The organism is Streptomyces sp. NPDC051555 (genome assembly GCF_044454405.1).
GTDB lineage: Bacteria > Actinomycetota > Actinomycetes > Streptomycetales > Streptomycetaceae > Streptomyces.
The window spans coordinates 909,623-929,609 of the sequence record NZ_JBITDP010000001.1 but is presented as its reverse complement, the minus strand read 5'-3'; the positions used below and the strand labels follow the sequence as shown (position 1 = coordinate 929,609).

At 73.2% G+C, this 19,987-nt stretch carries 11 protein-coding genes; 8 read left to right on the top strand and 3 right to left on the bottom strand.

The genetic code is table 11. The features are described from left to right. The first annotated feature begins 59 nt into the window (after window positions 1-59). From ACIBEA_RS03915 to ACIBEA_RS03905, 3 genes are all read left to right on the top strand, one after another. Window positions 60-2,261: a hypothetical protein gene (locus ACIBEA_RS03915; RefSeq protein ID WP_399257602.1), complete on the top strand. Its 2,202-nt coding sequence runs from the start codon at window positions 60-62 to the stop codon at window positions 2,259-2,261. Between the two features lie 143 nt (window positions 2,262-2,404). Next, entirely contained in the window at window positions 2,405-4,504 is a 2,100-nt protein-coding gene (locus ACIBEA_RS03910) for a DUF11 domain-containing protein (RefSeq protein ID WP_399257601.1), read from the top strand. 143 nt (window positions 4,505-4,647) lie between these two features. Then, window positions 4,648-5,931: a serine hydrolase domain-containing protein gene (locus ACIBEA_RS03905; protein ID WP_399257599.1), complete on the top strand. Its 1,284-nt coding sequence runs from the start codon at window positions 4,648-4,650 to the stop codon at window positions 5,929-5,931. A gap of 28 nt (window positions 5,932-5,959) precedes the next feature. On the opposite strand, the gene ACIBEA_RS03900 is transcribed toward ACIBEA_RS03905, so the two are convergent. Then, window positions 5,960-6,964, bottom strand: coding sequence for a BtrH N-terminal domain-containing protein (locus tag ACIBEA_RS03900; RefSeq protein WP_399257597.1), 1,005 nt, complete (start codon window positions 6,962-6,964; stop codon window positions 5,960-5,962). 160 nt (window positions 6,965-7,124) lie between these two features. Here ACIBEA_RS03900 and ACIBEA_RS03895 point away from each other — a divergent pair, with 160 nt between their 5' ends. After that, window positions 7,125-9,194: an FUSC family protein gene (locus ACIBEA_RS03895; protein ID WP_399257595.1), complete on the top strand. Its 2,070-nt coding sequence runs from the start codon at window positions 7,125-7,127 to the stop codon at window positions 9,192-9,194. Window positions 9,195-9,241: 47 nt separating this feature from the next. Here ACIBEA_RS03895 and ACIBEA_RS03890 read toward each other — a convergent pair whose 3' ends face one another. Beyond that, window positions 9,242-10,498, bottom strand: a complete 1,257-nt coding sequence (locus ACIBEA_RS03890) for a cytochrome P450 (protein WP_399257593.1) — start codon at window positions 10,496-10,498, stop codon at window positions 9,242-9,244. A 409-nt stretch (window positions 10,499-10,907) separates the two neighbouring features. Next, window positions 10,908-11,177 carry a hypothetical protein gene (locus tag ACIBEA_RS03885; RefSeq protein ID WP_399257591.1) on the bottom strand — a complete coding sequence of 90 codons (270 nt, stop codon included), beginning with the start codon at window positions 11,175-11,177 and terminating at the stop codon, window positions 10,908-10,910. A gap of 284 nt (window positions 11,178-11,461) precedes the next feature. On the opposite strand from ACIBEA_RS03885, the gene ACIBEA_RS03880 reads away from it, so the two are divergent. The 4 genes from ACIBEA_RS03880 to ACIBEA_RS03865 all read left to right on the top strand — a co-directional run bounded on the left by ACIBEA_RS03880 (window position 11,462) and on the right by ACIBEA_RS03865 (window position 19,976). Beyond that, window positions 11,462-12,886, top strand: a complete 1,425-nt coding sequence (locus ACIBEA_RS03880; RefSeq protein ID WP_399257589.1) for an esterase/lipase family protein — start codon at window positions 11,462-11,464, stop codon at window positions 12,884-12,886. After that, complete coding sequence (locus ACIBEA_RS03875) at window positions 12,883-18,075, top strand: tetratricopeptide repeat protein (protein WP_399257587.1); 5,193 nt, start codon at window positions 12,883-12,885, stop codon at window positions 18,073-18,075. Before ACIBEA_RS03880 ends, ACIBEA_RS03875 begins: the two co-directional genes overlap by 4 nt. Then, window positions 18,072-18,884 carry a CHAT domain-containing protein gene (locus ACIBEA_RS03870; RefSeq protein ID WP_399257585.1) on the top strand — a complete coding sequence of 271 codons (813 nt, stop codon included), beginning with the start codon at window positions 18,072-18,074 and terminating at the stop codon, window positions 18,882-18,884. Before ACIBEA_RS03875 ends, ACIBEA_RS03870 begins: the two co-directional genes overlap by 4 nt. Window positions 18,885-18,986: 102 nt before the next feature. Then, entirely contained in the window at window positions 18,987-19,976 is a 990-nt protein-coding gene (locus tag ACIBEA_RS03865; protein WP_399257583.1) for a hypothetical protein, read from the top strand. Window positions 19,977-19,987: the final 11 nt, after the last annotated feature.

The window sequence follows — 19,987 nt, the reverse complement described above, 5'->3', positions numbered from 1 at the left end:
CCCCGGATCGACGCCTCCCGCAGACCACCGCCGAGCGAGCAGACGAGGAACCCACAGGAATGACAGTGCCCTGGAGCCCGGACCCGAGCCCGACCCCGAGCACGGGCCGGCGCCGGAACCGCACCGGGGGCCGGCACGGCCGGTGGCGACGGGCCGCCGCGCCGCTCCTGTGGGCCGTCGCCCTGCTGGCGCCGCTCGCCCCGACAGCGGCGGCCGCGGCCCCCGGCCCCGGTCCGGACCCGGTCGCCGTGACCCGGGCGCCGGCGGACGGCCGCGGCCCCCGGGCCCTCACCTTCCCCGTCAACGAAACCTTCGACAGCTCCACCAACCTGGGCACCACCAGCGGCGACGCGAGCTATCCGGGCGGCGGTTGGCTGCGCCTGACGTCCGCGAGCAGCAACCAGGCCGGGACCTGGAAGATGAAGGACTCCTTCTCCTCCAGCCTCGGCATCCTCGCCGAGTTCCGGTACGCCACTTACGGCGGAACCTCCTACCTGGGCAAGCGGGGTGACGGGTTGTCGTTCTACCTGACCGACGGCGCGGCGTCCGACGGGGTGGGCCCGTCCGGCGGCAGCCTCGGCTACGCCTGCTCGGGCCCGATCGCGACCCGGTGCACGACCTCGGGCGTTCCGGGCGCCTACCTCGGCGTCGGCCTGGACGAGTTCGGCAACTTCTCCTCGGACGTGGTCGGCAACGGCGGGCCGGGCAACCAGCCGAACAAGATCGTGGTGCGCGGCGGCGGCAACGCGTCGACGGGCTACCGCTACGCCACCGCCGTGGACGGACCGGGCAAGACGGTGGAGACCGGCAGCCGCGCCCAGGAACGCACGGTGCGCGTCTCCCTGCTGCCCAGCGGTACGAAGATGCTGCTGTCGGTGTGGTCCGACAGCGGCCCCGGCACCACCATGACCCAGCTCATCACCGACTACGACGTCACCGGGATCACCGGCCAGCCCAAGCTGCCCGACACCCTCAAGGTGGGCTTCTCCGGGGGCACCGGCGGCGCCACGAACGTGCACGAGATCGACGACCTCAAGATCAACGTGCCGGCCGACCTCACCCTCGCGAAATCGGGCTCCCCCACGAGCGTGCCGGCGGGCGGCGGGCCGGTCACCTACACCCTCACCGTCTCCAACAGCCAGGCCAACGAGGTCACCGGCGCCGCCGTGCGCGACACGGTGCCCGGGCTGACCGGTGTCACCTGGACCTGCCGCGCCGGCACCGGCGGCACCTGCGGCCGGGCCTCCGGCAGCGGGAACGTCCTGGACACGACGGCCGACTTCAAGCGGGGCGGCTCGGTCACCTACACGATCACCGGTACGGCGCCGGCGCAGCCCGTCACCTTGACCAACACGGCGACCGTGACCGCCCCGGCGGACCGTACGGACACGAATCCGGCCGACAACACCGCCGCCGCCCCCGACACGGTGGTGACGGCCCGCGCCGATGTCGCCGCGCTCAAGGAAGGGGTCGGGACCGGGCCCGTGGCCCCCGGCCAGGAGTTCGACTACAAGATCACCGCGCGCAACCTCGGCCCCTCCCACACGAGCGCCGTCAAGGTCGCCGACACGCTTCCGGCGCCGCTGCGCTTCGTCTCCTCCCCCGACGGGTGCACGGCCTCGGGGCAGCAACTGTCCTGCCCGGTCCGCGCCGCGCTGAGCGCCGGGGCGGACGCCACGTGGACCGTACGCGTCCGGCTGGACGCCGCCTACACGGGCGACGGCTCGGACCTCGGGAACGTCGCGACGGTCCAGCACGCCGTGACCGACCCGCAGCCGGCGAACAACACGAGTGCGGCCGCCGCTCCGCCCGGCGGAGTGGCGGCGCCCCGGGCGGACCTCTCGCTGACCAAGGCCGCCGAGAACCGGTCCCCCGTCGCGCCCGGCGAGACCTTCACCTACACGGTGACCGTGCGCAACGCGGGCCCCTCCGTGGCCCGGCAGGTCTCCGCCACCGACCCGCTGCCCGCGGCGCTCGCCTTCGTCTCCTCGGCCGGCGGCTGCTCCGCCGTCGGCCGCGACGTCACCTGCGGCACGGAGGCGACGTTGGCCCCGGGCGGGGTCCGCTCGTGGACCTTCACCGTGCGCCTCGACCCGGCGTACAGCGGCGACGGCACGACGCTGCGGAACACCGCCACCGCCCGGTCGGACACCGCCGATCCCAACCCGCTCGACAACCAGGGCTCCGACGGCGCGCCCGGGGGGCGGGTCCGCGCCCCGAGCGCCGACATCGAACTGTCCAAACGGGCCGTCGCGGGCTGACCGGGCCCCGCCCGGTCGGCCCCGCTCCACCACCCGCTCCACCACCGCGTTCCCCCACCGACTCCCGTACCGCGCCCAGCACGCTCCGTACGGTCCCTGTTCCCCCCGCTCCCTCCCCCCGCACGAAACGGAAACGATGCGCGATGACGACGACACCAGGCCGGCGGCCGGCGGTGTGGGCCATGGCCCCACTGCTCTGCGCCGCGGCCCTGTGGACCGGACCGGTCCCCGCCGCTGCCGCGGCCGCCGCCCTGCCCGGGGGAGGAGCGACGGTCGAGGTGACGGCACGGCGTACCAAGGCCCCCGGTGACCTGATCACCTACACGCTCACCGCGAAGAACAAGGGCCCGTCGGTGGCCCGCAACGTCACCGCGACGGACAAGCTCCCGGCCGGGATCTCCTTCGTGGGCTCCTCCGACGGCTGCACCGCCGTCAGCCAGACCGTCACCTGCGGACCCGAACCGCAGTTGGCCGCCCAGCAGTCCAAGAGCTGGACCTTCCAGGCGCGGCTGAGCCCCTCCTACCAGGGCGACGGCAGCGACCTCGGCAACAGCGCGACCGGCACCTCGGACGCCACCGACCCCGATCCGGCCAACAACAAGCCGGATCCGGTGCTGCCGCCGGGACCCTTCGATCCCGTATCGGACCTGGCCACCGTCAAGACGCCGCTCGGTGCGGGGCCGACCGTTCCGGGCCAGGAGTACGAGTACGCGATCAGCACGACCAACAAGGGTCCCTCCGACGCGCGCAACGTCAAGATCGTCGACACCCTGCCCGACGGCCTGACCTTCGTGTCCTCGGCCGACCCCTGCGCGGCGTCCGGACGGACCGTCACCTGCGGCCCGCTGGCGCGGCTCGTCCCGGGCGCCGAGGTGGTGTGGACCTTCAAGGTCAAGCTGGACGCCGCCTACGCGGGTGACGGCAGCGACCTGCGCAACACCGCGACCTCCTCCTCCGCTTCCAAGGACCCCGAGCCCGCGGACAACACCTCGCACGCCGTGCTCCCGCCGGGCGGGGTCACCGAGCCGCAGGCCGACGTCTGGACCACGAAGCGGCCCGCCAACGACACCCCGATCGCCCCGGGGCAGACCTTCGAGTACGTGGTGACCGCGCACAACGACGGCCCCTCCCGGGCCCTGGACACCACTCTCACCGACAGGCTGCCCGCGCAGCTCGCCTTCGTCTCCTCCCCCGACGGCTGCTCGGCCACGAACGGCACGGTCACCTGCGGCCCGGTGGCCGTGCTGGACCCCACGGGGTCCCGGACCTGGCGGTTCACCGTCCGCCTCGACAGCACCTACACCGGCGACGGCTCCGACATCCGCAACACCGCCACCGCCACCTCGCGGACCAAGGACCCCAAACCGGAGAACAACACGAGCAGCCCGGCGGGCCTGCCCGGCAGCAAGGTCAACAAGCCGACCGCGGACCTGGCCGTGACCAAGGAGGCCGTCGGCACGAAGCCGCCGGTGCCGGGCGAGACCTTCGACTACCGGATCCGGGTCACCAACAACGGTCCGTCGGCCGACGCCTTCAACGTCAAGCTCTCCGACAACCTCCCCGAGGGGCTCTCGTACGTGGCGTCCTCGCCCGCGGGGTGCACCGCCGCCGGACACCTGGTGTCCTGCAAGCGGACGACCCCGCTCAAGGTCGGCGAGACCATCGAGTACCTGCTCACCGTCAAGGTGGATCCCGCGTACAGCGGCGACGGCAGTGACCTGAAGAACACTGCCCAGGTGACGGCCGACAACATCGACCCCGAGAGCGGGAACGACAAGAGCACCGCGACCGTGCCCGGCGGGCACGTCACGGATCCCGCCGCGGACCTCGCCATCACCAAGAAGCCCGTCCAGAGCGCCCCCGTGGCCCCGGGCGAGACCTTCGACTACGCCCTGACCGTCACCAACAACGGTCCCTCCCAGGCCGAGCAGATCACCGTCTCGGACACGCTGCCGACCGCGCTGAGCTTCGTCTCGGGCGACGCCACGTGCACCTCCGGACGGACCGTCACCTGCGGCCCGCTGCCGAATCTGGCGCCCGGGGCCTCGATGACCTGGGTGATCAAGGTGAAGCTGGATCCGGAGTACACCGGCAACGGCTCCGACATCCGCAACACCGCCACCGTCGACTCCCTCACCCACGACCCCGACACCAAGAACAACACGAGCGCGGCCGCCGGCCCGCCCGGCGGCAAGGTCAAGGACCCGACGGCGGACCTGGAGGTCGGCAAGACGACCCCCTGACCCCCGCAGCGGTACCCGCCCGGCGCCGCGCGCCGGGCGGACCCGGGCCCGTTCCGTCCCGCCTCGCGGCGGGTGCGGGGCGGGCCTACGGTGGTGTGGCTGTGTTTTCTCACCTGGGTCCTCGGACGACAGGAGATCGTGCGGTGAAGCCAACCCACATCCGGCTCCGTCGGGCCTGCGCGGCTGCCGCCGCGGCGGGCGTGCTCGTCATCCCGGCGGTTTCGGGCTCGGCGTACGGCGCCACCTCCCCGGCGCCCTCCCCCACCTCCCCCACCTCCCCCACCTCCTCCTCCCCCACCTCCTCCTCTTCCTCTTCCGCGGCCCCCTCACCCACTACGGGCGCGGCCTTCCCGCAGCTCACTCCGGCCGTCGCCGCGCAGTTGGACGCGGCCGTGCGCGCGGTCCTGCGCGAGACCGGGGTACCGGGAGCGACCGTGGGACTGTGGGCCCCCGGCAAGGGCAGTTACGTGAAGAGCTTCGGCGTCGCCGACAAGGTGACCGGCGAGCCGATGCGCAGCGATCTCCGCGTGCGCATCGGCAGCGAGACCAAGACCTTCACGGTCACGGCCCTCCTCCAACTCGTGGACCAGGGCAAGGTCGGCCTGGACGACCCCATCGCCACGTACGTATCCGACGTGCCGAACGGCGACCGCATCACCCTGCGCGAACTGGCCGGCATGCGCAGCGGGTTGTTCAACTACACCCTCGACCCCGGCATGATCAAGGCGTTCGAGGGCGATCCCGGCCGGAGCTTCACACCGCGACAGCTGCTGGACTACTCCTTCACACACCCGGTGCAGTTCGAGCCGGGCGCGCGGTTCCAGTACTCCAACACCAACCTGGTGCTGCTCGGCCTGGTGGTGGAGAAGGTGACCGGGCGTCCGCTGCACGACGTCATCGCGCAGGACGTGCTGGAGCCCGCCGGGCTGCGCGACACGCTCTTCCCGACGGACTCGCGGCTCCCCGATCCGCACGCACACGGCTACACCGACCAGACGCTCTCCGGGAAGATCGAGGACGCGACGGACTGGAACCCCTCCTGGGCCTGGGCCGCCGGCGCGATGATCTCCGACCTCCAGGACCTGCGCAGTTGGGCCCGGGTGCTCGCCACCGGCACCCTGCTGACGCCCGCGACCCAGGCGGAGCGACTGAAGACCACCCCGATGGACATCCCGGGAGCGGGCTACGGGCTGGGCATCTTCGACGTGCAGGGCTGGATCGGGCACAACGGCTCGCTGCCCGGCTACGAGACCCTGACCGTCTACCTGCCGCCGGCCCAGGCCACGATGGTCGTCGTCCTCAACACCGACGTCGAGACCAAGGGTCAGGAGCCGAGCACGCTCTTCGGCGAGGCGGTCACGCGGATCGTGACCCCCGACCACGTGTACCCGGGCCACAAACCGCTGGTCCCCAAGAAGAGCGGCTGAGCCGCTGCTTCCACCGAGCCGCCAGGCGCTACTTCCCCAGCGCCCGGACGGCCTGCCCCTCCAGCTCCAGGCAGCGGTCCACCCGCTGCGCCAACGCCTCGAAGAGCGCGCCGCGCCCCTCCGCGTCGGCCCCGGCGTCGGCGTCCCGGGCGAGCAGGGCCAGTTCCGACCAGTGGCGGCCGGACTCGCGGAAGAGTCCGGCCGCCTCGGGGCGCCCGACCAGATCGAGGAAGTCGGCGTACAGCGGCCGGGTCGCCCCCGGGGCGGTCCATTCCTCCTCCAGGCAGGCGTGGAGCCGCCCGGTGCCGGCGCGCAGAGCCTCGGGGGAACCGCCGAACCGGCGCTCCCATCCGGTCGCAGTGGTCCGGTCGCGCAGCTGCGCGGCGAACTTCTCCATCCCGGAGAAGCCGAAGTTCACGTCGAACTGGTTCCCCAGGACGGGCCCGGTGAAGTGGCCGACGGTCGAGGCGATCGCCCCGTCCACATCCGGCTCCCTCTCGGCCGGCCCGGTGGGCACGATCAGCTGGTGACGCCCCTTGCGGTGCGCCGTCCAGGCCGCCCCGAACTCCTCGCGGTCGATCCGGTGCGGTGTCCCGGCGCCGTCCTCGATCAGCAGGTCGTCGCCGTCGTAGCCGGCGATGACGACGGTGTACGGGTCGGCGCCGGTCATCTCGGCGTCCGGGTCGGCCGCGTGCCAGGGCAGCGAGGAGCGGTCGACGACGCAGAACGCCGGCTGCCCCTCGTCCAGCGCCGCCCGGACCCGGCCCCAGCGGGGCTTCATCGCGCGCGTGGCGTCGTACGGGACCCCCAGGCGGCCGAGCGCGACCTGCACCCAGGGCTCGGGGTGGGCCTGGGCCACGATGGTGGCGATGGGGTTCCGGCCCTCGTACTCGAAGACGAAGTACATGAAGCCGACGCCCCCGGCGAGGCCCGCGACGAGTTCCTCGTCGTGGACGCTGCCCAGGGCGTGCCGGATCAGGGAGGCTTCCCGGTGGCGTCCGGTACCGAAGTCTTCGTACACGAGCACAGTCATGCGCCCAGCCTAGCCGCGCCGCGGGGACGGAATGACCCCCTGTGCGGGGGGGGTGCCGCGCTCGAAGTCGATCGGCCCGCTCCGGCGCGGGCGGGCTGACCGATCCATCGGTCAGGGGTCGCGTGTGGTGGCTCCGGGCCGACGGTCCGATGCTGGAGTCATGGGCGTCCACGGTGGGCCGACGGGCACGACGCGGCGCGCGCTGCGGACCACGCTCGCCGCGTGCGCCGCGTTCTTCGTGTGCCTGTACGGGCTGGACCGGCCCGTCGCGGCGACGTACGCGCTCTTCGGGGTGGTCTCGATGGCCGCCCTCTCCCACGTCCCCGGCACCGGGCGGCAGCGGGCGGCCGCCCTGGTGCGGGCGGCGCCCGTCGCCTGGGCGCTGGTCACCGTCGGGAGCTACCTCGCGGTGCGGACCTGGAGCGCCGTGGCCGGCATGCTGGTGATCGGCTTCCTGCTCGCCTTCGCGGCGGCGGCCGGCCCCCGGGCGGCGGGAGCCACTCCCGGGCTGCAGCTGCTCTACATCCTGCCGTGCTTCCCGCCCTACGCCCCGGACACCCTGGTCGAGCGGCTCGCCGGGGTGACCTTCGGGCTGGCGCTGCTCGTCCTCGCCGAAGCCTTCGTCCTGCCCGAGCCGCGCGCCCCCGCCTACGGGGAACTGGCCGCTCGGGCCGCCGTGACCGCGGCCCGCTGCGCGGTCGAGCTGGGCCGCGAGCCGTACGGGCTGTCCCCCGCTGCGGCGCGGGCCGCCCTGGCCGCCGGGGAGTCCCTGCGGCCCTTCCGGGTCACGGAGGCCGAGCGTCCCGCGGGGCCGGGGCTGCGGGACCGCGCCCTCAGCCACGCTGGGCTGGCCGCCCGTACGCTGCTGAGTCGGCTGGTGAACCTCCCCGCGCCGCCGCCGGGCGAGCGGCCGCCGGACCTGGAACCCGAGCTGCTGCCCGCGCTGGCCCGGTCCGCGACCGGGACCGCGGCGCTGTTGCGCGACACCGCCGCCGCGATCGACCCGGCCCGCACGGCCGACTCCCGCGACCCGCTGCGGCGCGTACGGGCGCGGGCGACGGCCCGGAGCGCGGACGAGCGGCCCACGACCGCGGCCCGGGGCCTGCGCCGGGCCGCGGCGCTGGAGGCGGCCGACGCCGCGCTGGCCTTCTCCACGGCGGCCGAGCTGGCCGTTCGGGGCCGCCGGGCCGACCCGCCGGCCGAGACCGATCCCGGCCGTTTCTGGTACGCCGGGCAGCGCGCCCCCCGTCTGTGGTGGCACCGGCTGGCAGCGCACGCCGGGCCCCGGTCCGTCTACTTCCAGAACGCCGTCCGGATCAGCCTCGCCCTGGCGGCGGCCCGTACGGTCGCGGGCGTGGAGTCGCTGCCCCACGGCTTCTGGGCGATGCTCGCCGTGCTCAGCCTGACCCGGACCACGGCCGCGCAGACCCGGGCGACCGTACGGCTGGCCCTCACCGGCACGCTGGTCGGCGCCCTGGTGACCGCGGCGCTCCTGGCCCTGGTCGGCGGGCGGACCACCGTCTACGCCGTGGCCCTGCCCTTCGTCATGCTCGTCGCCTTCACGGTGGGGCCGGTGCGGGGCGTGGGCTGGTCCCAGGGCATGTTCACCCTCGTCGTGTCCTTCGTCTTCGCGCAGCTGGCTCCCGTGACCTGGCGGCTGGCCGAGGTCAGGATCATGGACGTGGTCATCGGCAGTCTGATCGGCACCGTCTTCGGACTGCTGGCCTGGCCGCGGGGCGCGCAGGAGGAACTCCACCGGGCGGTCGCCCTGATGCTGGCGCGGGCGGCCGATACGGTCGAGGCCGCCACCGCGGGGGTGGCCGCGGGCGGACCGGGGACCGTCCCCGACGACCATCCGCTCCAACTCGCCGTGTCGCTGGCCGAGTCGGCGTTCGCGCAGCACCAGAGCGAGCCCCGCCCCGCCGCCGGTACCGCCCCGGACTGGCAGGCCACGATCCTGACCGGCCATCACGTGCTCTGGGGATCACGGCGGTTGCTCGGCCGGGGCGGCCGGCCCCTGGACGGGGTCGAAGGCGGCTGGCTGTGCGAGCGCGCGGGCGCGGTGGCCTCCCTGTTGCGCGGGGCGCCGGACGCGACGCCCCCGGATGCGGTGCGTGCGGGGCCGACGCCCACGGACCTCGCGCCGCCCCGGTTCTTCGCCGCCCTCGCCTGGCTGGACTCGCTCACCAGGGACGTGGAGCGCTGGAGCGCCCCCGGCGCGCCGCGCTGACGGCCCCGCCCGGCCCGCTCGCGGCGCGGGTCCCGAGCAGCGGATCCCTACCAGGTGAGGGGCAGTTCGAGGGGGTGGCGCCACAGCGATCCGGTGTTCCAGCGCACCTCCTCGGCCGGCGTCGCGAGCCGGAGGCCGGGGAAGCGGTGCAGCAGCGCCGCGACGGAGACCTGGAGGACCATGCGGGCCAGGTGCGATCCCAGGCAGTGGTGACTGCCGTAACCGAAGGCCATGTGCGGGGCGGATTCGGTCCGTTCGAAGTCGATGCCGTCCGGCCGGTCGTACACCGAGCCGTCCCGGTTCGCCGTCAGATAGGAGACCTGGACGGTGTCGCCGGCCCGGATGAGCACCCCGCCGAGCTCGACGTCCTCCAGCGCGACCCGGGGGGTCCCCACCCCCTGCCGGAAGGGGATGAAGCGGAGCAGCTCCTCCAGCGCCTGCGGCAGCAGTCCGGGACGGGCCCGTAACTCGTCGAGCCGGTCGGGGTGGGTGAGCAGGGTGTAGACGATGTTGCTGATGGCGTGCGCCGTGGTGTCGTGCCCGGTGACCACCAACAGCATGGTCAGGACGGCGAGTTCGTCCTCCGTCAGGGTCTCGTCCCCGATCCGCGCGGTGGCGAGCGCGCTGATCAGATCGCTGCCGGGGCGCCGCCGGCGGGCGAGCGAGAGCGCACCGAAGTACGCGCGCAGTCGCGCCTCGGCCCCGACCGCCGCGGCCCGCCCGTCGGGGTGCATCGACGTCATGGCGGTGGCCCACGCGCGCAGCCGGGGCCGGTCCTCCTCGGGCACTTCCATCAACTGATAGATCGTCAGCAGGGGGATCTGGTGGGCGAGGTGGGACACGAGGTCCGCGCGCCCGCGTTCGGCCACGGCGTCCGCCATGGCGTCCAGCAGGCCGTCGACCGTCGTACGGACCCACGGCCGCACGGCCTCCACCGCGGGGATGGTGAAGGCGCCGATGACGAGGCGGCGGACCCGGTTCAGCACCGGCGGGTCCATGAGGTTGATCGACCCGTCCGCGACGACGGGCACCGGGGTGGTGCGCGGGAAGTCCTGTCCGACGAGTGCGGCCCGACTGAAGCGGCGGTCGGAGGTGACGGTGCGCACGTCGGCGTACCGGGTCACCAACCAGCAGTCGCCCTGCCCGTACGGCATGGCGATGCGTGTGATCGGCGCTTGCGTCCGCAGCCGTGCCATGGCGGGATCCGGCTCCAGCGCCACGTCGTGGCGGAAGGGGCAACTGCGTACGGTCTCGGGGCCGGTGGGGTCGGCGTCCGTGTCGGCGTGGGGGCGGGCGTGCGTCATCCGGGCACTCCTTGTCGGTGCGGCGGGTGCGGGCGGCGGCCCGGGGGCGGGGCCGGCGGTGCGGTGATGCGCGCGGTCACTCGCAGGGGTGACGGGCCGGGTGGCACGATGTCACTCCCCAGCCGCCCGGGGGCTCCGCGCCGCGGCGCGGAGCCCCCGGGCGCCACCAAGACCGTTTGTTCACAAGGTCGTTCGGGCGCCGCCGACCGGCAGGGCAGCACAGCGATGTGGAAGATCATGTGCCCGTTATAGCGTCACACGCGCCCCACTGGTACGACCCGTTCACACGGCACGAGCACCGGCACCGGCACGGTGGCGTACGTACGGCGGGTAGCGGAGTTCAGGACGCGGCGGCCCGTCCGGTGGGCCCGTGGACCGGTGGGCCGGTGGACCGCCGCGCCCCGCCGGGTCACTTCTGCGCCAGGACCCCCGCGGCGGTGTGCTCGGTGCCCGGAGCCGCCTTGATGGTCTGGCTGTACGGGTTGTCCTTCGAGGCGGGCCGGATCTTCTGCGCGGGGACGTGGTCGGTTCCCGGAGCGGCGTGGACCGTCCGCTGGTGCTGGGAGTCCTTGCCCGGGGCGCCGCCGTGGCCGTCCGCGGCGTGCGCGGCTCCACCGAAGGCGACGGTACCGAGCAGGACCGCGGCGGAGGTGGCGACGATGCGCTTGCTGATCTTCATGTGGGGCTCCTCGGAGTGGCTGTCCGTCGGGCTGTCCGACTGACACCACCGAACCTAGGAGAAAGGGACATTTCGTCGCTCTAACGGCTTCCGGGTCCCCCGGCCCCGCGGTCTTACGCCCCGCCGACCCGGCCCTCGGCCCGGCCCCTGCGGAGGGGGTGACTTGTCCGATTGAAGGGTCGCGGTGTCCGCGTGTCTGGTAGTTATCGACGCTCCGGATCGATGCTCCGGGGCGCAGCCGTGACGGCCCCGGCGGCGTAGTGATGAGCACGGGGGTGGGTACGGTGCGACGCGAACCGTTCGAGGACCTGGTGGTGGTGGTCCCGGGCATTCTGGGCAGCCGCCTGGCGGTGGACGGCCGGGAGGTGTGGGGCGCCTCGGCCGGCGCCCTCTGGCAGGGCATCAGGACCTTCGCCGGCTCCGTGAAGGACCTTCGCCTTCCGAAGGACCTCGGTGACGGGCATCCCGGGGACGGCGTCGTGCCGGTCGGGCTCGTGCCGTCCCTGCACGCGCTGCCCGGAGTGTGGCCGCTGGTCGACGGGTACAGCGGCCTGCTCGGCTGGCTGGAACGCACGTTCACGCTGCGCCGTGCGCTGCCGGGCGAGCGGGCGGACACGCCGGTGAACCTGGTCGGGTTCGCCTACGACTGGCGGCTGTCGTGCCGCTACAACGCCCGGTTGCTGGCCGCCCGGGTGGACGAGGCACTGGGGCGGTGGCGGGCGTCCGCGCCGCACCGCGCGGACGCCCGGGTGCGGCTGGTGTGCCACTCCATGGGCGGGCTCGTGGCCCGGTACTACGTGGAGTGCGCGGGCGGCGCCGAGGTCACCCGGCAGCTGATCACGCTGGGGACCCCGCACCGGGGGTCGATCGGGGCACTGGAGTCGCTGGTCAACGGGCACCGGATCGGCGGTGAACGGCTGGGGGTGGACCTGAGCGGTTTCGGGCGCAGCCTCCCGTCCACCCACCAGCTCACTCCCGACTACGCCTGCCTGGAGGGCCCGGACGGGCTGCGGTACCCGAAGGAGATCGCCGGCGGCCTGCGCGGCGTGGATCCGCTGCTCCTCGAAGACGCCGGGCGGTTCCACGCGGAGATCCGTGCGGCGGCCCTCTTACGCGTCCGGCGGGGTGGATCGGATCGGCTGTGCCTGCCGGTGGTCGGCGTACGGCAGCCCACCCCGACGACGGCCGCCGTCGAAGGCGAACGCCTGCGGCTGATCGAGACCATCGAGGGCCACGACGAGGGCGGGGACGGGCGGGTGCCGCGGTTCGCCGCCTACCCCGCCGAACTGCCCCTGGACGACCCGACCGTGCGGGCCTCCTTCGCCACGCACGGCGCGATCAAGGGCCACCCCGGCGTCCTGGAGGACCTGTTCGACTGGCTCGCCCCGGCGCCCCGCGTCTACCGCGGCGCGCAGGCCGGCTATCCACTGAGCGTGCGGGCCCCGGACTACCTGGCGACGGGCGAGCCGCTGCCGGTGGAGGTCAGGGTCGCCACCGAGCGCGCCGGGGCGGACGAGCTCTCCGTCCGGGCCACCGTGACCGGTGAGGGCGTCTGCGAGGAGCGCACGCTGCGCAACCTCGGCGGGGGCCGCTACGCGGGAGCGTTCCCCTGCCTCGGGCCGGGAGCGTACCGGGTCACCGTCCACGCCTCGCGCGACCACGAGGACACCGCGGTGACCGCACTGACCCTCATCGGAGGCGACGCATGACCCACAACAGCGAGGACCCCGACGCAACCGGCACGGCATCCGTCCCGGGCACCTTCCTGGCGACCGTGTACGACCGCTACGAGGATCCGGCCTTCCGTCCGCTGCCCGGCGCCGTCGAGCAGGTGGACGAACTCGCTGCTGCCCTCGCGCCGTTCGGCTATCGACCGACCGTCCTGACGAACCTCGGACAGGGCGGCCTCGTCGACGCTCTGAACGAGTGGCGCAAGCGCTGGCACGCCGACGGGAACCACGGCCCGGCCGTCGTCGCCTGGTCCGGACACGCGGAGATCGACGACAAGAGGAACTTGCAACTCATCACCCGGGCAACCGCGAAGGAGGAGCTCGGGACCCCCGACCTGTTCTATAACCCCGAACGCCTCGCAGGCCAGGTCCTGTCCAGCAGCGCGGACCAGATCCTGATCCTGCTCGACACCTGCCACTCCGGCGCCGGCGCCCTCGGCGCCGTCGACCACGCACTGACCGCCTGGAGCAACCGCACCCTGCCCGAACCCCGAACCTCCTGGCTCGGCGTGCTCGCCGCCTGCCAGGCCCACGAAAAGGCTGCGGGGAGCCGTGGCCTGCTCCTGGAGACCGTGCTGCGACTGCTGCGGGACGGCCCGAGCCGAACCGAGCCCGTGGCCCACACCCGCGCACGGGGGCACGAGAAGCCGGGCCGGTACCGGCACGAGTGGAGCGTGCGCAACGAAGGCATCACCGGGGACACCCTGGCCCAGGCCGCCATGGAGGACTGTCGCGACAGCGGGCAGGTCCCCGTCTGGGCGTCCACCGGCCGGCCCAAACCGATCTTCCGCAACCCGCTGTGGCGCCCGCGGGCCGGTGAAGCGCTGGTGGAACACCTGGTGCTCGCCGCCCGGGGAATCGACCCCACCGAGGAGGGCTGGTTCTTCACCGGGCGGCGCCGCGCCCTGGAGGAGATCACCGCCTGGCTCGCCGAGGGCGCGGCGGGGATGTTGCTGCTGACCGGCAGCGCCGGGGCCGGAAAGTCGGCGGTCGCGGGCCGCATCGCGGCGCTGGCCCACCCGGAGGAACGCGCCGCGATCATGGAGCACGCTCCCCTGACGAAGGACGACCCGGACCCGGGGCAGGACAGCGTGGACGCCGCCCTGCACCTGCGGGGCATGGGCGTACAGGACGTGGCCGCGGCGCTCGCCGACAAACTGGGCCTGCCCGAGCCGAAGACGCCCGCCGGCCTGATCGCCGACCTGGAAGGGCTCGAAGCCACCGGCGCGCGGCGCCACGTACTGGTACTGGACGGCTTGGACGAGGCCACGCCCGGCCAAGCAGGGCCGATCGCCGATCAACTACTGGTCCCCCTGAGCCGGTTGTGCACCGTACTGCTGGCCTCGCGGGACCGGCCGTTCCGGCCCCATCTCGAACCCGGCGAGACCCTGGATGCAGCGCTGACCCGCACGGTGGGCGCTGCCGTGAAAGTCCTCGACCTCGACCAACAACCCGACACCGCCGCCGACATCGCCGACTACGTCCGCAAGCGCCTGACGGTCGACGGGCTGCCCGGTGAGATGGCGGAAGAGGTGGCCCCGGTCCTGGCCGAACGGGCCACCGGCAGCCGAGGAGGCTTCCTGTTCGCCCGGATCGTCGCGTCCGCACTCGCACGCGACCTGGCCGCCTCCCCCGACCGGCCGTGGCGCGAGCAGATCCCGGCCACCATCTCCGAGGCCCTGACCCGCGACCTGGCCACCGGCACCGCCTTGCACCGCGACGGCCGCGACCTGCCGCACGCCGCGGACGACCTCCTCTCCGCGCTCGCCTGGGCCGCGGGCAACGGCATGCCCGCCCACGGCGTCTGGCAGACCGCCGCCCGGGCCGTCAGCCGGCACGGCACGGTGTACGGGCCCGCGGACATCGACTGGCTCCTGGCCCACTACGGCCGGTACATCGTCGAGGACAGCGACGGCCACCAGGCCGTCTACCGGCTGTACCACCGCGAACTCATCACCCACCTGCGGAAAGCACCCGCGACTCCCGCCGGTGACGGCCATCCGCCCGCCCTGGCCATCGTCCGCTCGTTCGTGGACCTGACACTGGAACAGACTGCCGAGGGCACCATGCCGGACCGGGCGAACCCCTACCTGCAGCGGCACCTGCCCGACCACGCCCTCGCCGCCGGCGGCCCCGGGGTCACGGCGCTGCGGCAACTTACCGAGGCGAACCCCGACGCTTACCTCTCCGACCTGGCCGGTTCGCTCAACAACCTCGCCAACCATCTCGGAGCGATCGGACGGCGCGCAGAAGCACTCGCCCCCGCCGAAGAAGCCGCCACCCTCTACCGCACCCTCGCCCACGACAACCCCAACGCCCACCTCCCCAACCTGGCAATGTCGCTCAACAACCTCGCCAACCATCTCGGAGCGATCGGACGGCGCGCAGAAGCACTCGCCCCCGCTGAGGAAGCCGCCACCCTCTACCGCACCCTCGCCCACGACAACCCCAACGCCTACCTCCCGACCCTGGCCGGTTCGCTCAACAACCTCGCCGTCCATCTTGGGGCGCTCGGACGGCGCACGGAGGCACTCGTCCAAGTCGAGGAAGCCGCCACCGTCTGCCGCGCACTCGCCCACGACAACCCCGACGCCTACCTCCCCAACCTGGCAACGTCGCTCAACAACCTCGCCGTCCAGCTCGGGGAGATCGGACGGCGCGCGGAGGCACTCGCCCCGGCCGAAGAAGCCGCCACCCTCTACCGTGCACTCGCCCACGACAACCCCGACGCCCACCTCCCCAACCTGGCAACGTCGCTCAACAACCTCGCCATCCAGCTCGGGGAGATCGGACGGCGCGCGGAGGCACTCGCCCCGGCCGAAGAAGCCGTCCAACTCCGCCGCACCCTCGCCCACGAAAACCCCGACGCCCACCTCCCCAACCTGGCAACGTCGCTCAACAACCTCGCCAACCGACTCGCGGAGATCGGACGGCGCGCGGAAGCACTCGCCCCCGCCGAAGAAGCCGCCACCCTCTACCGCACCCTCGCCCACGACAACCCCGACGCCCACCTCCCCGACCTGGCGATGTCGCTGACCAACCTCGCCAACCGACTCGCGGAGATCGGACGGCACGCGGAGGCACTCGCCCCCGCCGAAGAAGCCGTCCAACTCCGTCGCACCCTTGCCAACGACAACCCCGGCGCCTACCTCCCCAACCTGGCCGGTTCGCTCAACAACCTCGCCGCCTTGTTCGGAGAGATCGGACGGCGCGCGGAAGCACTCGCCCTGGCCGAAGAAGCCGCCACTCTCCACCGCACCCTCGCCCACCACAACCCCGACGCCCACCTCCCCAACCTGGCTCTGTCTTTGAACAACCTCGCCGTCGAGCTAGGGGGGGTTGGGCGGCGCGGGGAGGCGCTCGCCCAAGTCGAGGAAGCCGCCTCCATCTACCGCAGCCTCGCCCGAGCCAATCCCGACGCCTACCTCCCCAACCTGGCTGGTTCGCTCAACAACCTCGCCGCCTTGCTCGGAGAGATCGGACGGCACGAGGAGGCATTTACCCCCGCCGAAGAAGCCGTCCAACTCCGCCGCACCCTCGCCCGAGCCAACCCCGCCGCCTACCTCCCCGACCTGGCCGGTTCGCTCAACAACCTCGCCAACCATCTCGGAGCGATCGGACAGCACGAGGAGGCACTTACCCCCGCCGAAGAAGCCGCCACCCTCTACCGCACCCTCGCCCGCAACAACCCCGACGCCCACCTCCCCGACCTGGCGATGTCGCTGAACAACCTCGCCAACCGACTCGCGGGGATCGGACGGCACGAGGAGGCACTCGCCCCCGCCGAAGAAGCCGTCCAACTCCGCCGCACCCTCGCCCGAGCCAACCCCGGCGCCCACCTCCCCGACCTGGCAGTGTCGCTGAACAACCTCGCCAACCATCTCGGAGCGATCGGACAGCACGAGGAGGCACTTACCCCCGCCGAAGAAGCCGCCACCCTCTACCGCACCCTCGCCCACGAAAACCCCGACGCCCACCTCCCCAACCTGGCAACGTCGCTGAACAACCTCGCCAACCGACTCGCGGAGATCGGCCGCCGTGGCGACGCACTCAGGCTCTTCGAGGAAGTCATCGACTCGTGGCACGGACAGTCAACGGCCGTCGCGCAGCTCTCCTACTCGCGAGCCGTGTTCGTTCTGGAACATGGCGAGACGACCGAAGCGGTCGAGGGCTTGTGTGCACTGCTGACCTCGCCCGCCGGGCTTGATGGGCCGACCGCCTTCCAGGTCCGCCAGGTCCTGCGACGTATCGTCAAGAACAACCCCGCACAGCGCGAGGTAGTGATGCACTTCTGCGGGGAAGGCAACCGGGCTGTTGATCCATCGGCATGGCTGGACGTCAGCGAAACGGCCCTCAAGCTGACAGCGGACTGGATCAACACCGACACCTGGGCTGCCTCCCGCGCCTTCTTGGAAGGGCACACCGCTCTGCTCGATGCCGCATCCGGCGTGGCCTTGCGGGAATGGGCGCGACTGCACGATGCCGCGGCTGGGCATGTCGAACTGCTGGACCAAGTGGTGGCCGGCGTGCCGGGGGACGTGGTGTACCGGCCACTGCTGCTGACAGAAACCCTGATTGCGTGGATCCGGGCAAGCTCCGGGGACGGAGGCTGGGCGGGTTCGGCCGCGTTCCTGGCCGAGCACGTCGAGGACCTCCTCGCTCCCGACGCGGACGGGGCCCTGGCCGGTATGGACGAGGGGCCCCAGGGTGAGAGCCAAGTGATCGCCGTGCACCGCGCGGTCCTGGCGATGGCCGCCGCGGACGGCATCGAGGCCGCCTACGGCCTGTTGGAGGACCGGCAGGTACTGCACGCCCGTGTCCAGCAGGCCTTGGAGGCCGCGGACGGGCAGACGCTCGCGTGGCTCGCGGTGGTCGAGGGGAGCGTCTTCGACGCCTCCTGGACCGCAACGGTGCACTGGCTGGCCGCCCGCGCCCTGGACGACGCCCCGAACGGGGCGGTGGTGCGTGCGGCCCGGCAGGCCGCCGTACCCGACCCGGGAGACGTCCTGGCCGCCGCGGCGCACGAGGCCGCGCCCACCGCCGAGGAGCGGAACAGGGCCGTGGCCGAACTCGCATCCCTGCTGTCCGCCCGGCCCTCCCGGGCCGCCGCGCTCAGCGCGGTCCTGCAGGCGGTCCTGGCCGTCACCGCCCCGGAGCTCGAAGGGTGAGCGGCCCGCCGCCGGCATGCGTACTGATGCTGTCCGCGGTCGCCACCCGACTCGGCGGCCCCGACACCGGTGCGGAGCAGCGCGAGGTCACTCAGGTCGTCCGCTCGGCCCGCTACCGCGACGGGCTGACGGTGCACACCGCCCAGGCGGTGCGCGGCGAGGACATCCTGGAGCATCTGCTGGAGCGGGCACCGACGGTGGTCCACTTCTCCGGCCACGCGACCGACGGAGGGCTGCGGGTCCTGACCGAGGACGGCGGCGACGCCCCACTGGTCACCGCGGGGCTCGGCGACCTGCTGGCGGCGGCCGGCAAGGGCGTGCGGCTCGTGCTGCTCAATGCCTGTGCCACCGACGGTGCGGCCGAGGAGTTGGCGCAGACCGCAGGGTGTGCGATCGGCTATCCCGGGCGGGTGGAGGACGTGATGGCCAAGACCTTCGCCCGCGAGTTCTACCGGTGCGTCGGTGCGGGTCTGGCGGTGGGACCCGCCCATGGCGCAGCGGTGGCGGTGACCCGGATGTACGGGGCGGAGCCGGAGGAACTCGCGGTCCTGCACCACAGGCCGGGGGTCGACCCCGAGACCTGGCACCTGTTGCACACCGCCCACCTGGTCCCGCTGCCCGGCGCGGGGCACGTGCCGGATCCGACCGCCTTCCTCGCCCAGCGCGCCGGAGCGAAGCCCTACATCGCCTTGGTGACCGGCACGACGAACTCCGAGGCCGCCCTGCGCTCCACCCTCGCCTCCACCGGCGACCTGGAAGTCCAGTGGATACGGATCGACGACGACACGAGCACGGACCGGTCGTCCTGACGGGACGCCTCACCGCACCTCATCCGTGGAACCGCTCCCCAACCGGCCGCGGCGTGCGGCAGGATGAGGCCGCCGGTAGGCCAGGACGGGAGGGGGCCCGGGGTGTGGGAGAAAGTCGTAGGGGACGGCCGCTGGGCGCTGGAGCTGGTCTGCGCTTGCTATCTGGGGATCGTGTACATCACCAGTAGGGGGCTGATCGCGGCCCCCCGCTACCGGCTGCTCCAAGGACGCATCCGGGACTGCCGGGCCCGGGCGTCGGTACTGGCCGCCGTGGGCGCCGGCGACCCCGTCGCGACGGCGGCGCTGGCTGCCGTGACCGGGCGGCTGGACGACCTGGAGAAGAGCGGCCTGGTGGTGTGGCGGCTGCTGCCCACCTCATGGGTGATCGCGATCCCGCTGTCCAAACTCGCCGCTGCCTGGCGGATGCTGCACAGCGCCGAGCGGCAGCTCCTGCGCCTGGAGACGCCCGAGGAGATCGCCGCGCACGTCCGGTCGGTACGCCTTCGGCTCGCGGACTCCCCGCTTCCCGGTGACGCGGAACTCGCCGCCGAGCTGGCCGCGCAGCCCGCCACCGGGCCCGGGGCCGGCGCCCTCCTGTTCGCCACCGTCGAGCACCTCCACGACCGGGAGGACACCGAAGCCGAACGCGAGTACGAGCAGCAGCGCATCGCCCTGTGGCTCGCCACGACCGGGCTCGGCGCGGTCCTGCTGATCGGCGCCGTCATGGACCACCGGCTGACGATGGTCTTCGGCGCACTGGGGGGCTTCCTGTCCCCGCTCGTCGGGGTCATGCGCGCCCAGCGCCCCTCTTCCTGGGGGGTGCTGGTGCTGGCCCCGGTCGGCGGCGCCCTCGCTTCGGTCGGCGGCCTGCTCCTGGTCCGGATGCTCGCCGACCCGGAGCTCAACCTCCTCGGCCACGTGTTCCTCGACAACTCGTGGAACGCGCCCGCGGCGCCGATCGCCCTGGCCATCTCCCTGCTGTTCGGGTTCTCCGGCACCCTGTTCTCCCGGCTCGCCCTGACCGCCACCGGACAGCTCGTGGCCGCCCCGGGCGCCGGTGCACCGAGCGGCGGCAGCGGACGCCCCGTGTAGGTGGCGGCGCC

Coding starts and splice junctions, on each gene's coding strand:
- ACIBEA_RS03900 (WP_399257597.1), bottom strand. CDS start 6,964: ATGACTGTGCTCGTGTACGAAGACTTCGGTACCGGACGCCACCGGGAA.
- ACIBEA_RS03915 (WP_399257602.1), top strand. CDS start 60: ATGACAGTGCCCTGGAGCCCGGACCCGAGCCCGACCCCGAGCACGGGC.
- ACIBEA_RS03895 (WP_399257595.1), top strand. CDS start 7,125: ATGGGCGTCCACGGTGGGCCGACGGGCACGACGCGGCGCGCGCTGCGG.
- ACIBEA_RS03890 (WP_399257593.1), bottom strand. CDS start 10,498: ATGACGCACGCCCGCCCCCACGCCGACACGGACGCCGACCCCACCGGC.
- ACIBEA_RS03885 (WP_399257591.1), bottom strand. CDS start 11,177: ATGAAGATCAGCAAGCGCATCGTCGCCACCTCCGCCGCGGTCCTGCTC.
- ACIBEA_RS03910 (WP_399257601.1), top strand. CDS start 2,405: ATGACGACGACACCAGGCCGGCGGCCGGCGGTGTGGGCCATGGCCCCA.
- ACIBEA_RS03875 (WP_399257587.1), top strand. CDS start 12,883: ATGACCCACAACAGCGAGGACCCCGACGCAACCGGCACGGCATCCGTC.